Genomic DNA, 12,275 nt, shown 5'->3' with positions numbered 1-12,275 from the left:
GCGCGAAACAGTAACCTGTTCCGCGCCGCGCGTAGAGGGATCAGTCGATCCTTATTTGCCGATGCTTATTTGAACGAGTGGATCAGCTCCAGGGAGGTCACGGCGACCGCTACATTGACGCCGGTCTGCGCCTGGACGCTGAGCGGCTCCAGCACAAAGGCGCCGTCGAGCCCGCCGACCAGCAGATTGGCGCCGCCGCCGGTCACTACGCTCGCCTCGGCGTTGACGCCGTAATAATGGCCGGCAAGGTCGCCCTCGTCATGGCCGCGGGTGGCGGCCAGAACCGCCCACACCAGCTGGCCCTGATGCGTCTGGCCGAGATCGACGCCGAGCTTGGAGATCATCCCCGTGTATTTCTCGGACGACCCATGGTGATAAGGGCGGAACGTGCAGTCGACGCCCTTGTTCGACGTGATGACGTAACCGACGCCGCCGTCGATGGTGCAATCGAGCGTGCCGAGCTGAAGCTTGCCGGCGCTGGCGGGAACGGCAAGCAGCGTCGTGGCAAGTGCCGCGGCACAGATGATTTTCTTGATCATGGGTCAGTCCTTTCGAAAAATGCCTTCAACAACGGTTGAATGGCCCGGAGCGTTCCGCTGAAAACTTGGCGCGATCAAGGCAGGGGTTAACGCTTTGCCCCCGGTGGTTAAGGTTGGGTGATAGTGGGGTTTTCTGGATAGGCATCCTAGCGGAAGCGCTCTGCGCTTTCCCGGGGAGAAACCGCTCACGCGGCGCACTGCATCAGGAATGGAACGTTGTTATAAAAAGCCGCCGATGGCGGCGCGCCGGCCGCATCTCAGCCGGCGGTGGCGCCCGATGTGCGCGACAGGCCGTCCTTGGCCGGCTGGTAGGTCGGGTCGAGATGGACGGCTTCGCGGTAGGCCTTCGAGGCCTTGACCTTGTCGCCGCGGCGCTCGTAGATCAGCGCCTGGTTGGACCAGGCTTCGGCGTTCTTGCCGTCGAGCTTGATGGCCATGTTGAAGTCGGAGAAGGCGTTGTCCTCGTCATTCATGGCGAGATAGGAGAGGCCGCGGCCGTTATAGGGTTCGGCCGCGTCCGGCGCCAGGGAGATGGCGGTCGAGAAATCCTCGATGGCAAACTTGTGCTGGCCCTGGCTTTGATAGATCAGGCCGCGATTGTGATAGGCGCGGGCATCCGTGGTGTCGAGCTGGATCGCCTTCTGGAAATCGTTGAAGGCCTGCTGGGTCTGGCCGGCCTTGCGATAGAGGTTGCCGCGGCCGATATAGGCGGCGTCATAATTTGCATTGATCTGGATCGAGCGGTTGTAGTCGGCAAGGGCGGCCGCCTGGTTGCCGAGGAAGCGCTGGATCAGTGCCCGGTTCGAATAGGCCTGGTAGAAATTCGGGTTGAGCTGGATGGCGGTGTCGAAATCCTTCAGCGCCGCCTGGTACTGGCCGCCACGGCCATAGGCCGAGCCGCGCACATTGTAGCCTTCCGGATCCTGCGGATTGCGCTGGATCACCGCCGACAGCGAGGAGATGTTCTCGCTCGAGCCTTGCGCCTTGTCGATGTTGTTGAATTCGCCGGTCGGAACGCTCTGGCAACTGGCAAGCACCAGGCCGGACATCAGGGCTGCCGCCAGGGCCAAACCGCGCATTGTGGTTTTGCGCTCTACGCCGATTGCGTTCATGTCTGCCCTGTCCTCACTTCAGCCGCGCCGTCCAGGTCCCCCTCCGGGCCGGGTCACAGATTGTCGTAACAAAATCTAGAACGCCGTTTGCGCGTTCAAGGGAACGGCCTCCAACAGAATGGCGGCGCTCCAAACAAAAAGGTGGCGGCGATTCCGCATCGCGCCACCTCAGAGTATCCTTCGAAAAGGACGAAAAATTGGCGTCAGAACCGCGGCGGACGCGGAGCACCACCAGGACCACCGGCGGCGCCGGCAGCAACCGGGCGCGGCGTCATCGGCAGCAGGCCTTCGCGCTGGGCGCGCTTGCGGGCCAGCTTGCGGGCGCGGCGAACGGCTTCGGCCTTTTCACGGGCGCGCTTCTCGGAAGGCTTCTCGTAATGGCCGCGCATCTTCATTTCGCGGAAAATGCCTTCGCGCTGCATCTTCTTCTTGAGAGCGCGAAGCGCCTGATCAACGTTATTGTCGCGGACGAGTACCTGCACGGGCAATCCTGTCTTTCGGGTTTGATATCAACAGGCAAGTGACCATAGCCACATGCCTCCGCGGCGCTTTACACCACGAATTGTGGCGGCTGATAGCAGAATCAGGCCGCGCTGTCCACACTGGAAATGAAGGACAACCGCCAATTTGCCACGGCAGCCCCGAGATAGGGCGCCAACTAGGCGCTGGCCAGATGGAGCCGTGCGAAATCCTCGAAGAATTCGCCGTAATCGCAGGTAATTTCCTCGCCGGCTGATATATCTCGAGTGGCGGTGGCGCCGCCATATTGCGAAAAATCCGTGTTCGGCCGCTCGGCGTGGTTCATGAAGCGGCCATTATCGACTTCATAGACCATGAAGCCGGGACGGTCGGGGCTCGGATAGGCATAGCGGTCGAGCAATTCCTTGAGGTGCGGCGGCGCCGCCTCGTATTTGTCCATCGGGATCAGCCGGTCGAAATCCGGATCGAGCCGCCAGATCGAGGCGCCCTTCCTGATCGGCTCGGCGGCGAACACGCCGACGCCTTCGATTGCGCTCTGGGCGACATAGGTCCTGATCAGCAGCATGTCCGTCCTCCTCACCCGAAACCGAATCGCCAAATCGCGAGGAAAAAGCAAGTCCGGTTTCGGGTTCTATGGCTGATCGGCGCGGGCGATGACCCGCGAAATGCTTCACGTCCGGGTGATCGAGACGCCGCCATCGGCAAACAGCGCCGATCCTGTGGTGAAGCTCGACGCATCCGATGCCAGGAAGAGCGCAGCGCGGGCGATCTCTTCAGGCACAGCCACACGTTTCAAGGCATGCAGGTTTTCCACGAAAGCGCGTGATTCCGGCGTCTTGAATGTTGCCGACGGCGTGTCGGTGCCACCCGGCATCAGCGCGTTGACCCGCACGCCCCTGGGGCCGTATTCGGCGGCCAGCACCTGCGTCAGGCCGATCAGTCCGGCCTTGCTCGCGGCATAGCTGGTCATGCCCGGCATGCCGACTGTGTGACCGACGAAGGTCGAGGTGAAGATCAGCGATCCGCCGCCGCGTTCGACCATCGCCGGCACCTGGTATTTCGCGCCGAGAAAGGCGCTGGTCAGATTGGCGTCGAGCGTCTCGCGCCATCCGTCCAGCGACAGTTCCGAAATCGGACCCATCGTTCCGACGGAGCCGACATTGTTGAAGGCGATATCGAGCCCGCCGAATTTTTCGACGGCGAGATCGACGAGGGCTTTTGCATAGGCTTCGTCGCGGACATCGCCGGCAAGCGCGACTGCCGTGCCGTCGGCGTCCTCGATTTCGACGACCAGCGCATCGAGTTCGGCCTGGCGGCGGGCGGCGATGACGACCCTGGCGCCTTCTTCGGCGAAGAGTTTTGCGGTGGCGCGGCCGATGCCGGAACTGGCGCCGGTGACGATCGCTATTTTATTGGTGAGTGCGAACATTTTTTGCATCCTTTCATCGCGCCGGCTGTGCCGGCACCCGGGATGTTGATCGCAGTTCGGGACGGTGCTAGCCACCCGATACGTGCTCGACTTGCTGAATGGCTTCGCAGCGGCACAAGCGCCGCGCGCCGGACTATTGCTTCAGCAGCCAGCCGAGGCGATCGAGCGAAAATGCGTAGCTGATGGCGATGAGCAGCGTGATGACAACGCCCGTAGTCGTGTGACCGGCGGCATAGAATCCGGCTGCACCGCCAAACAGGATGGCCAGTTCAAGCACCAGCCTGACTGCGCCTGGTACAGGAACCGGCGCGCGTCCGGACCGGCTCGGATCGCCGCGCACCGCGAAGGTTCCCCACAGCGCAGCTGCAATGAACGGCAAGGCCAAGGCGAAGAGCCAGCGCCACCATCCGCCGGAGAGGCTCCAGCCGGCAAAGCCGAGGCCAAGCAAGGCGGCAAGTTCCAGCAGGAAACGCAAGGTTAGATTCCACCAGGCGTTGCCCATATTCGTCCTCCAGAGTCTCGCGATCGCCAGTGTGTCCGAACGCAGCCATGCCTGCCAGCCCGGGCAGGTCTTTTCCACCGCGGCGCAAAACGGCAAGCGCCGTCGCAAACAGCGCAAGGGTGGAAGCGCCGTTTCGCTAGTGATACACCTCGCGCGCCGGGGCTGCGTAAAATACCCCATCGCCATTTGCGAGGCTGGAACGTTGAAAAAATATTCGGTATTCGCCATCGCCCGCGAGGCCATGCGCGGCCACAAGGGCTGGGAGGAACAATGGTCCTCGCCGGAGCCGAAGAAGGAATATGACGTCATCATCGTCGGCGCCGGCGGTCATGGCCTGGCCACCGCCTACTATCTCGCCACCGTGCACGGCATCACCAATGTCGCGGTGCTGGAAAAGGGCTGGCTAGGCGGCGGCAACACCGGGCGCAACACCACCATCATCCGCTCCAACTACCTTTACGACGAGAGCGCCGGCATTTACGACCATGCGCTGAAGCTGTGGGATGGGCTCTCCCAGGAACTCAACTACAACGTCATGTATTCGGCGCGCGGCGTCATGATGCTGGCGCACAATGTGCACGACATCCAGGTGCTGAAGCGCCATGTCCATGCCAACCGTCTCAATGGCATCGACAATGAATGGCTGACGCCTGAGCAGGCGAAGGAATTCTGCCCGCCGCTCAACATTTCCAGGCAGGCGCGCTATCCCGTCGTCGGCGCCGCCTTGCAGCGGCGAGGCGGCACGGCGCGTCACGATGCGGTGGCCTGGGGCTATGCGCGCGGCGCTTCGGCGCGCGGCGTGCACATCATCCAGAATTGCGAGGTCACCGGCGTCAAGCGGGCGGCCAATGGCGCGGTCATGGGCGTCGACACGACGCGCGGCTTCATCGGCGCCAAGAAGGTCGGCGTGGTGGCTGCAGGCCACTCCTCGGTGATCATGAACATGGCGGGCGTGCGCATGCCGCTGGAAAGCTATCCGCTGCAGGCGCTGGTGTCGGAGCCGGTCAAGCCGGTGGTGCCTTGCGTGGTGATGTCGAACACGGTGCACGCCTACATCTCGCAGTCCGACAAGGGCGAGCTGGTGATCGGCGCCGGCACCGACCAGTATGTCTCCTATTCGCAGACCGGCGGCCTGCACATTTTGCAGCATACGCTGGACGCCATCTGCGAGATGTTCCCGATCTTCACCCGCATGAAGATGCTGCGCTCGTGGGGCGGCATCGTCGACGTGACGCCCGACCGTTCGCCGATCCTGGCCAAGACGCCGGTATCAGGCCTCTACGTCAATTGCGGCTGGGGCACGGGCGGCTTCAAGGCAACGCCCGGCTCAGGCCATGTCTTTGCCCACACGATTGCCAAGGACGATCCGCATCCTATCAACGCGCCCTTCACCATCGAGCGCTTCCGTACCGGCCGCCTCATCGACGAGGCAGCGGCGGCGGCGGTGGCGCACTGATGATGGTGGAGTTGGCTGTAGCGGTGCCGCTGGTGCTGGCGGGGGAGCAGGACCTGTTCCACTTTCCGTCACCGGACGAAGTGCGCACGCAGCCGATCAGCCGCGCCGGCAACGAAGCCAATTGGCCGTTTTCGATCGACGCCGGCATTCTGGGATGCGTGTGGAGTGGTGGCCAGAAGGTGGTCATCTTCATGGAGAACAGGCCCTCCGATCTCGGCGAGGACGACACATTCGAGCCGCGCAGCGTCATCGTGACGACCGATCCGTTTCAGCTCACGATCGGCAACATGGCGTATCGCGAGCTGTTTCGCCCCGCCGCAAGTGTAGAGGAGCGCATTCGGCTCGTCGCGCCTTTTGCTGCGATGGGCCAGAGGCTTTGCAACCAACCGGCCGGCGCGCATGTCGGCCACGGCGAATTGTAGGAACGAACGATAATGCTTCTCATCCGCTGCCCCTATTGCGAGGAAGAGCGCCCGGAGCTCGAGTTCCGTAACGCCGGCGAGGCGCATATTGCGCGTTCGGCCAACATGGCGGGCGAGAGCGACGACGACTTCGAAAAGTTCTTCTTCATCCGCTCGAACCCCAAGGGCATCATCTATGAGCGCTGGCGCCACATCCATGGCTGCGCGCGTTTCTTCAATGCGGTGCGCGACACCGTCACCGACAAGTTCGTCATGACTTACAAAGCCGGCGAGCCGAAACCGTCCAAGCTGCCCAAAAACTCCAACGAAATGGCTTCCAAATGAGCGGCGCGTTCCGCATTCCGAGCGCCGGCCGTCTCAGCCAGGCCAAGACCGCGCGGTTCTCTTTCGACGGCCAGTCTTACACCGGCATCGAAGGCGACACGCTGGCCTCGGCGCTGCTTGCCAATGGCGTGCATCTGGTGGGACGTTCATTCAAGTATCACCGTCCGCGCGGCTTCCTGTCGGCCGGAGCGGAAGAGCCAAACGCGCTGGTCGAGGTCAAGCGCGACGCCGCGCGCAAGGCGCCGAACATCCGCGCCACCGTGCAGGAACTTTATGACGGGCTTGTCGCCCAATCTCAGAACCGCTGGCCCTCGCTCGCCTTCGATGTCGGCGCGGTCAGCGATCTGGCATCGCCGCTGTTTTCGGCCGGCTTCTACTACAAGACCTTCATGTGGCCGAAGGCAGCCTGGAAGAGCCTCTACGAGCCGAAGATCCGCGCCGCGGCCGGCCTCGGCGTTTCGCCTGACAAGCCAGATCCCGACCATTATTCGTCGCGCTATGCGCATTGCGACGTACTGGTGCTAGGCGGCGGTGCGGCCGGCATTGCGGCAGCGCTCGCCGCTGCCGAAACCGGCGCGCGTGTCATCCTCGCCGATGAACAGGCCAGCTTCGGCGGCAGCCTGCGCTTTGAGAGCGGGGCGAAGATCGATGGCCAGGACGGTTATGCCTGGGCGCAAGGCGCGGTGGCCAAGCTCACCGCCCTGGACAATGTCCGCGTTTTGTCGCGCACGACGGCGTTCGGCTACTACGCGCAGAACTTCGTCGGCCTGGTCGAGCGGGTCAGCGACCATCTGCAAAACCCCGGCCGCGATTTGCCGCGCGAGCGCCTATGGCAGGTACGCGCCAAGCGCGTGGTGCTGGCGACCGGCGCCATCGAACGCCATATCGTGTTTGCCGACAATGACCGGCCCGGCATCATGCTGGCCTCGGCGGCGCGGACTTATCTCAACCAGTACGGTGTCGCGGTCGGCAAAAATGTCGGCGTCTACACCGCCAATGACTCGGCCTACTCCGCCGCGATCGACCTGAAGAAGGCCGGCGTCAACGTGGCGGCGATCGTTGACCTGCGCGACCATCCGACCGGACCTGTGATCGACGAGGCGAGAGCGCTCGGCATCGAGGTCAATTTCGGCCGCGCGGTGATCCGCGCCGGCGGCAAGTTGCGCGTGACCTCGATGACGGTTCAGCCGAAGAATGGGGGCGGCGAGCGCACCATTCCGGTCGATGCCATCCTGATGTCGGCCGGCTGGACGCCATCGGTGCATCTGTTCTCGCAGTCGCGCGGCAAGGTCGCCTTCAATGACGAGACCAAGCGCTTCGTGCCGGGCATCTATGCGCAGGACTGCGTTTCGGTCGGCGCCTGCAACGGTACGGATGGGCTCTCGGCGTCGATCGATGAGGCCTATGCGGCCGGCGCAAAGGCGGCGAAGGATGCGGGCGGCAAAGTGGCCAAGGGCGTAAAGCCGAAGGTCGACGCGTCGGAAAGCTGGTCGCGCGGCATGCTGGGCGCGGCGCCCGGCGCCGGGCCGGACAAGACGGTCAAGGCCTTCGTCGATTTCCAGAATGACGTCACCGCCAAGGACATCCGCCAGGCGGTGCATGAAGGCATGCGCTCGATCGAGCACGTCAAGCGCTTCACCACCAACGGCATGGCGACCGACCAGGGCAAGACCTCCAACATGCACGGCCTGGCGATTGCCGCCGAGACGCTTGGCAAGCCGATCCCCGAGGTCGGGCTGACCACTTTCCGCGCACCCTATACGCCTGTTACTTTCGGCGCGATCGTCAGCCATTCGCGCGGTCCGCTGTTCGACCCGACACGCAAGACCGCGATCCATCCCTGGGCGGAAGCGCAAGGCGCCGTGTTCGAAGATGTCGGCCAGTGGAAGCGCGCCTGGTATTTCCCCCAGGCGGGCGAAGACATGCACAAGGCAGTCGACCGCGAATGCGTCGCGGTCCGCAGCAATGCCGGTCTGTTCGACGCCTCGACGCTGGGCAAGATCGAAGTGGTCGGGCCGGATGCGGCCAGGTTCATGGAACTGCTCTATACCAATCCATGGGAGAAGCTTGAGCCCGGCCGCTGCCGCTATGGCATCATGCTGCGCGAGGACGGCTTCATCTATGATGACGGCGTCGTCGGCAGGCTGGCGCCGGACCGTTTTCATGTGACGACGACAACCGGCGGCGCGCCGCGCGTCATGAACCATATGGAGGACTATCTCCAGACCGAGTTCCCGCATCTGAATGTCTGGCTGACGTCAATCACCGAGCAATGGGCGGTCATCGCCGTGCAGGGGCCGAAGTCGCGAGACATCATTGCACCGCTGGTCGAAGGCATCGACATGTCGGACGAGGCGCTGCCGCATATGTCGGTGCGCGAAGGCAAGATCTGCGGCGTGCCGACCAGGCTGTTTCGCATGTCGTTCACCGGCGAGCGCGGTTTTGAAGTCAACGTGCCGGCTGATCACGGCCAGGCGGTCTGGGAAGCGCTGTGGGCCGAAGGCCAAAAGCATGGCGCCGCCGCTTACGGCACCGAGGCGATGCACGTGCTGCGCGCCGAAAAGGGCTACATCATCGTCGGCCAGGACACGGACGGCACGGTGACGCCGAACGATGCCGGGCTCGACTGGGCGGTCGGCAAGAAGAAGACCGATTTCGTCGGCATTCGCGGCCTGACGCGGCCCGATCTGGTCGCCAAGGGCCGCAAGCAGCTGGTCGGCTTGAAGACCAAGGACCCGAAAGTGGTGCTTGAGGAAGGCGCGCAGATCGTCGCCGACCCGAAGCAGGCGATCCCGATGAAGATGATCGGTCACGTCACATCCAGCTACTGGTCGGAAAATTGCGGTCGCTCGATCGCGCTGGCGCTGGTTGCCGGCGGGCGCGACCGGATGGGCGACACGCTCTATGTGCCGATGCCGAACGGGATGATCGAAGTGGAGGTTACCGGCATGGTGTTCTTCGACGAGACGGGAGGGCGCCTCAATGGCTAAGGCTGCTGCAAAGAAGACGGCCCCAGCTGCAGCGCCGTCGGTCGAGCGCCGCCCGGCCCTGGCTGAACGCGTCGTTTCCGCAACGGATGTCAAGGTCGAGGTGCTGCCGCCGGCGGAGCGCATGTCGCTGCGCGCGCCGGAGGCTTCCGTCGCGGCGCTGTCGAAGGCGCTCGGCCTGACCTTGCCGAAGCAGCCGAAAACTTCGGCGTCGAAGACAGGGCGCACGGCGCTGTGGCTTGGCCCTGACGAGTGGCTGGTTATCGATGAGGCTGGCAAGGATCCGCTGGCCGATCGTGCTGGGGTTGCCGCATTGCATTCGGCGGTCGGCATCTCGCACCGCAACGTCGCCTTCGCCGTCACCGGCCCGGCGGCTGCCGCCGCGATCAATGCAGGCTGCCCGCAGGATTTGTCGCTCGAGGCTTTTCCGGTGGGCGCGGCGTCGCGCACCATTCTCGGCAAGTGCGAAATCCTGCTGTTGCGCACGGCAGCCGACGCTTTCCGGGTCGAGTGCTGGCGTTCCTTCTCGGACTATGTCTTTACTTTCCTGTCGGAAGCAGCCAGCGACGCGGCGGCGTAGGAACGTTTGACGGGTCAAGCCGTTCTGCTTCCCCCATCAGGGAGAACATACGATGCCGTCGAAAGCGCCGCCGAAGTCAGCTGGCAAGACGTCCGCCGTGCGCTCACTCGAACATGAGCAGCATCACGAGGTGACTGCCGAAGAAGAGGAACTCGAGGAAGGCCTCGAGGACACGTTTCCGGCCAGCGATCCGGTGTCGATCACCTCGACCGCCATCCCAGGCGCGCCGGCAAGACCCGGCAAGGCCAAGACGGTGCCGGGTCGCAAACCGCGCAAGAAATAACCCGTTCGGCTACGCCAGGTTTGAACTCAGGAAAAGCCGGCTTGCGCTGAGGAAATGGGGGCGCTGAGGAAAAACGGGCGGCCGGGATTATCCTGCCGCCCTTAAATTAATCGTTGTGCTGTGGTCGAGCCCGATCAACTTAGAACGTGCTCGGCACGATCCATGGGTTGATCTCGATGCCGAGACGCGGGCTCTTGGCCTTGACGTCGGACTTTTCGACCGAGCCGGTCACGGCGCAATCGAGCTTGGCATTGGTCGTGGTGTCGACGCAGGTGGCGGCGGGGGCCTGCTTGGTCGAGTGTGTGTTGTTGGCGGCGAAAGCCGAGCCGGAGAGAGCCAGCACGGTGGCGAGAGCGAGAAGGGTCTTGTTCATGTCTGTCTCCATCGGTTAAATTCTTTTCGTACATGTACGATACAACGTACACATACGCCCACCGAGATGGGTTTTCAAGTCGGAAAACGTACGCGTACGAAAAATCTTTTGGAACGCCGAAAATTGCGGCGCACTGACACAGCCGAAGCTGTCAGGCCGGACGTTGAATTGGAGGGGCGGGGATGCTCAGCAGTCGACCGGGGTCTCGGTCAGCGGCGGCACATTCTGAGTGCTGAGCGTGGCGAGTGTGAAATCGCACATCCGCGTCACGAAAGCCTGCGGATCGCCGAAGGGGTAGAACGGGAACGTGATCAAAAGCGAGATGGTGCCGTGGCCGACTGCCCAAAGCATGGTGGCGATGGCGCGCGGATCGCCCTGCAGCTTGCCTGCAGCAACGCAGGCCTCGACCCTGGATATCAGCGCTTTCATCGCCGGGTTGGCCTCTTCCATGTCCTCATAGCTTCTGCCTTCCGGCAGCTTGGTCTTTTCGGTCATGAACACGGTGCGGTATTCGTTGGGATTGCCGAGCCCGAAGGCAGCATATTCGGTCATCACCGCACGCAAGGCCTCGATCGGATCGTCGGAAGGATGCTCCTCGATGCGGCGGGCAAGTGTTTCGAAGGCATCCTCGGCCAGCGCAAACAGGATGTCTTGCTTGTCGGCGAAGTAGGAATAGACCGACATCGGAGCATAGCCGACCCGCTTGGCCAACTTGCGAATGGTCAGGCCTTCATAGCCCTCTTCCTTGACGAGCTTGTGGGCTGCGTCGAGCAGTTCGGAACGCAGTTCGGCCTTTTGTTTCTCGCGGCGTTTCTGGACGCTCAGTGGCAAGATCCGGTGCCTTTGGTTGGTTGTGCATGACTAAATATATACGCTGTACGGAAACGGGCAAGGGCGCTGTCAGGGACATCAAAAAGCGACCTCAAGCTTTCTCTCGAATAGTTGTGCCCGTTCTGGTCCATGTCGCCAGCATCTATGTCACAGCATGTGTAACCTGGGCGCACGCAGGCAACATCGGACTGTTACAAACAAAGCCTATTTGGCGGCTCTGCAAGAAATTTCGGTTTTGGGGGGCCTCTATGGCTGCGATAGAGCTTTCGTCCGGGCTGCCGGGCGCACATCCACTTTCTCATGGCGCAAGGCTAGCGCTCAGGCGGGTCGTGATAGTCGCATGGCTGGCGATCGCAATCGGCTTCGCCATGGAAGCGCTTATCTTGACTGCCGGATTTGCGGCAGGTTCGCACCCGGCGCCAACCCAGGTTCTGATAGACTTGGCGCAAGGCGTGACCTGGTCATTCTTCGTCTGCGCCGGCGTCAGCCTCGGCACGGCGATCACCAAGGTGCGAGCCTCGCTTGGCGGCCTTATCGCCATGATCTCGGGGCCGCTGGCCATGGGCATCGCCAAAGGTACGCAAAAGGTGATGGTGAGCGCGCTTGATGTATCGGCAAAGCCCGTGATCCTGTCGCTCACCACGCTCGGTATGTTGCGGGCGATCGAGTATGGCTTGCTGGGCTGGATGCTGGCTTCGCTGGCATCCAAGGAGGAACCTCGCTCGCTGCATTTCATGCTGGCGGGTGCCTTGGCCGGCGCGGTGTTCGGCGGCGGGATCACGGCGCTGACGATCGAGACCGCCGCAGCCAAGGACATTGCGCTGGCATTGCCGCAGGCTGTCGCCACCGGCCTCATTGAGATCGTGTTTCCGATCGGATGCTCGCTGGTCGTCTACATCGCCCTGCAAGTCAGCCGGCACATGAAGTTCATTTCCAGCGATGCGCGCTAGAGCCGGA

Annotated in this window: 15 protein-coding genes; 7 read left to right on the top strand and 8 right to left on the bottom strand. The window is 62.9% G+C overall.

All coding sequences use genetic code 11. The features are described 5' to 3' along the window. Positions 1-65: 65 nt before the first annotated feature. From ACYG97_RS17910 to ACYG97_RS17885, 6 genes are all read right to left on the bottom strand, one after another. Positions 66-539: a DUF992 domain-containing protein gene (locus tag ACYG97_RS17910; RefSeq protein ID WP_023733519.1), complete on the bottom strand. Its 474-nt coding sequence runs from the start codon at positions 537-539 to the stop codon at positions 66-68. Between the two features lie 257 nt (positions 540-796). Then, the gene (locus ACYG97_RS17905) at positions 797-1,651 is read right to left on the bottom strand and encodes a tetratricopeptide repeat protein (protein WP_023671137.1); all 855 of its coding nucleotides are present in this window, start codon (positions 1,649-1,651) and stop codon (positions 797-799) included. A gap of 203 nt (positions 1,652-1,854) precedes the next feature. Continuing rightward, positions 1,855-2,133: a 30S ribosomal protein S21 gene (rpsU, locus tag ACYG97_RS17900; RefSeq protein ID WP_023671138.1), complete on the bottom strand. Its 279-nt coding sequence runs from the start codon at positions 2,131-2,133 to the stop codon at positions 1,855-1,857. 176 nt (positions 2,134-2,309) lie between these two features. Continuing rightward, the gene (locus ACYG97_RS17895; RefSeq protein WP_023671139.1) at positions 2,310-2,696 is read right to left on the bottom strand and encodes an SET domain-containing protein; all 387 of its coding nucleotides are present in this window, start codon (positions 2,694-2,696) and stop codon (positions 2,310-2,312) included. A gap of 105 nt (positions 2,697-2,801) precedes the next feature. Then, the gene (locus ACYG97_RS17890) at positions 2,802-3,560 is read right to left on the bottom strand and encodes an SDR family oxidoreductase (RefSeq protein ID WP_023671140.1); all 759 of its coding nucleotides are present in this window, start codon (positions 3,558-3,560) and stop codon (positions 2,802-2,804) included. A gap of 133 nt (positions 3,561-3,693) precedes the next feature. Further along, on the bottom strand, positions 3,694-4,290 hold the full coding sequence (locus tag ACYG97_RS17885; protein ID WP_245260786.1) for a YrdB family protein: 597 nt from the start codon (positions 4,288-4,290) through the stop codon (positions 3,694-3,696). Between ACYG97_RS17885 and ACYG97_RS17880 the strand changes: the two genes are divergently transcribed. Genes ACYG97_RS17880 through ACYG97_RS17855 form a run of 6 tightly spaced genes read left to right on the top strand, consistent with a single transcriptional unit; the run spans position 4,265 to position 10,114 of the window. Then, entirely contained in the window at positions 4,265-5,518 is a 1,254-nt protein-coding gene (locus ACYG97_RS17880; protein WP_023686460.1) for a sarcosine oxidase subunit beta, read from the top strand. The genes ACYG97_RS17885 and ACYG97_RS17880 overlap by 26 nt on opposite strands. Continuing rightward, on the top strand, positions 5,518-5,940 hold the full coding sequence (locus ACYG97_RS17875; protein WP_023671143.1) for a hypothetical protein: 423 nt from the start codon (positions 5,518-5,520) through the stop codon (positions 5,938-5,940). The genes ACYG97_RS17880 and ACYG97_RS17875 overlap by 1 nt, the downstream gene beginning before the upstream one ends. Before the next feature lie 12 nt (positions 5,941-5,952). After that, positions 5,953-6,264, top strand: a complete 312-nt coding sequence (locus tag ACYG97_RS17870) for a sarcosine oxidase subunit delta (RefSeq protein ID WP_023683197.1) — start codon at positions 5,953-5,955, stop codon at positions 6,262-6,264. Beyond that, entirely contained in the window at positions 6,261-9,254 is a 2,994-nt protein-coding gene (locus ACYG97_RS17865; protein WP_023733518.1) for a sarcosine oxidase subunit alpha, read from the top strand. The genes ACYG97_RS17870 and ACYG97_RS17865 overlap by 4 nt, the downstream gene beginning before the upstream one ends. Beyond that, positions 9,247-9,831 carry a sarcosine oxidase subunit gamma gene (locus tag ACYG97_RS17860; RefSeq protein WP_023691852.1) on the top strand — a complete coding sequence of 195 codons (585 nt, stop codon included), beginning with the start codon at positions 9,247-9,249 and terminating at the stop codon, positions 9,829-9,831. The genes ACYG97_RS17865 and ACYG97_RS17860 overlap by 8 nt, the downstream gene beginning before the upstream one ends. 52 nt (positions 9,832-9,883) lie before the next feature. Then, positions 9,884-10,114: a hypothetical protein gene (locus ACYG97_RS17855; protein ID WP_023691851.1), complete on the top strand. Its 231-nt coding sequence runs from the start codon at positions 9,884-9,886 to the stop codon at positions 10,112-10,114. 139 nt (positions 10,115-10,253) lie between these two features. Here the strand turns inward: ACYG97_RS17855 and ACYG97_RS17850 are convergent, their stop codons facing one another. Together ACYG97_RS17850 and ACYG97_RS17845 are read right to left on the bottom strand one after the other, a co-directional pair. Beyond that, a complete protein-coding gene (locus ACYG97_RS17850; protein WP_023671148.1) occupies positions 10,254-10,487 on the bottom strand; it encodes a DUF680 domain-containing protein in 234 nt (77 codons plus the stop codon). Positions 10,488-10,673: 186 nt separating this feature from the next. Beyond that, entirely contained in the window at positions 10,674-11,318 is a 645-nt protein-coding gene (locus ACYG97_RS17845) for a TetR/AcrR family transcriptional regulator (RefSeq protein WP_023671149.1), read from the bottom strand. Positions 11,319-11,344: 26 nt separating this feature from the next. Between ACYG97_RS17845 and ACYG97_RS17840 the strand changes: the two genes are divergently transcribed. After that, on the top strand, positions 11,345-12,268 hold the full coding sequence (locus ACYG97_RS17840) for a hypothetical protein (RefSeq protein WP_156937178.1): 924 nt from the start codon (positions 11,345-11,347) through the stop codon (positions 12,266-12,268). Positions 12,269-12,275: the final 7 nt, after the last annotated feature.

Source organism: Mesorhizobium sp. W067 (assembly GCF_054719525.1).
This window is presented reverse-complemented; position numbering and strand designations above follow the sequence as displayed.

Coding starts and splice junctions, on each gene's coding strand:
- ACYG97_RS17910 (WP_023733519.1), bottom strand. CDS start 539: ATGATCAAGAAAATCATCTGTGCCGCGGCACTTGCCACGACGCTGCTT.
- ACYG97_RS17860 (WP_023691852.1), top strand. CDS start 9,247: ATGGCTAAGGCTGCTGCAAAGAAGACGGCCCCAGCTGCAGCGCCGTCG.
- ACYG97_RS17840 (WP_156937178.1), top strand. CDS start 11,345: ATGACTAAATATATACGCTGTACGGAAACGGGCAAGGGCGCTGTCAGG.
- ACYG97_RS17875 (WP_023671143.1), top strand. CDS start 5,518: ATGATGGTGGAGTTGGCTGTAGCGGTGCCGCTGGTGCTGGCGGGGGAG.
- ACYG97_RS17850 (WP_023671148.1), bottom strand. CDS start 10,487: ATGAACAAGACCCTTCTCGCTCTCGCCACCGTGCTGGCTCTCTCCGGC.
- ACYG97_RS17890 (WP_023671140.1), bottom strand. CDS start 3,560: ATGTTCGCACTCACCAATAAAATAGCGATCGTCACCGGCGCCAGTTCC.
- ACYG97_RS17895 (WP_023671139.1), bottom strand. CDS start 2,696: ATGCTGCTGATCAGGACCTATGTCGCCCAGAGCGCAATCGAAGGCGTC.
- ACYG97_RS17885 (WP_245260786.1), bottom strand. CDS start 4,290: ATGGCGAATACCGAATATTTTTTCAACGTTCCAGCCTCGCAAATGGCG.
- ACYG97_RS17905 (WP_023671137.1), bottom strand. CDS start 1,651: ATGAACGCAATCGGCGTAGAGCGCAAAACCACAATGCGCGGTTTGGCC.
- ACYG97_RS17865 (WP_023733518.1), top strand. CDS start 6,261: ATGAGCGGCGCGTTCCGCATTCCGAGCGCCGGCCGTCTCAGCCAGGCC.
- ACYG97_RS17855 (WP_023691851.1), top strand. CDS start 9,884: ATGCCGTCGAAAGCGCCGCCGAAGTCAGCTGGCAAGACGTCCGCCGTG.
- ACYG97_RS17870 (WP_023683197.1), top strand. CDS start 5,953: ATGCTTCTCATCCGCTGCCCCTATTGCGAGGAAGAGCGCCCGGAGCTC.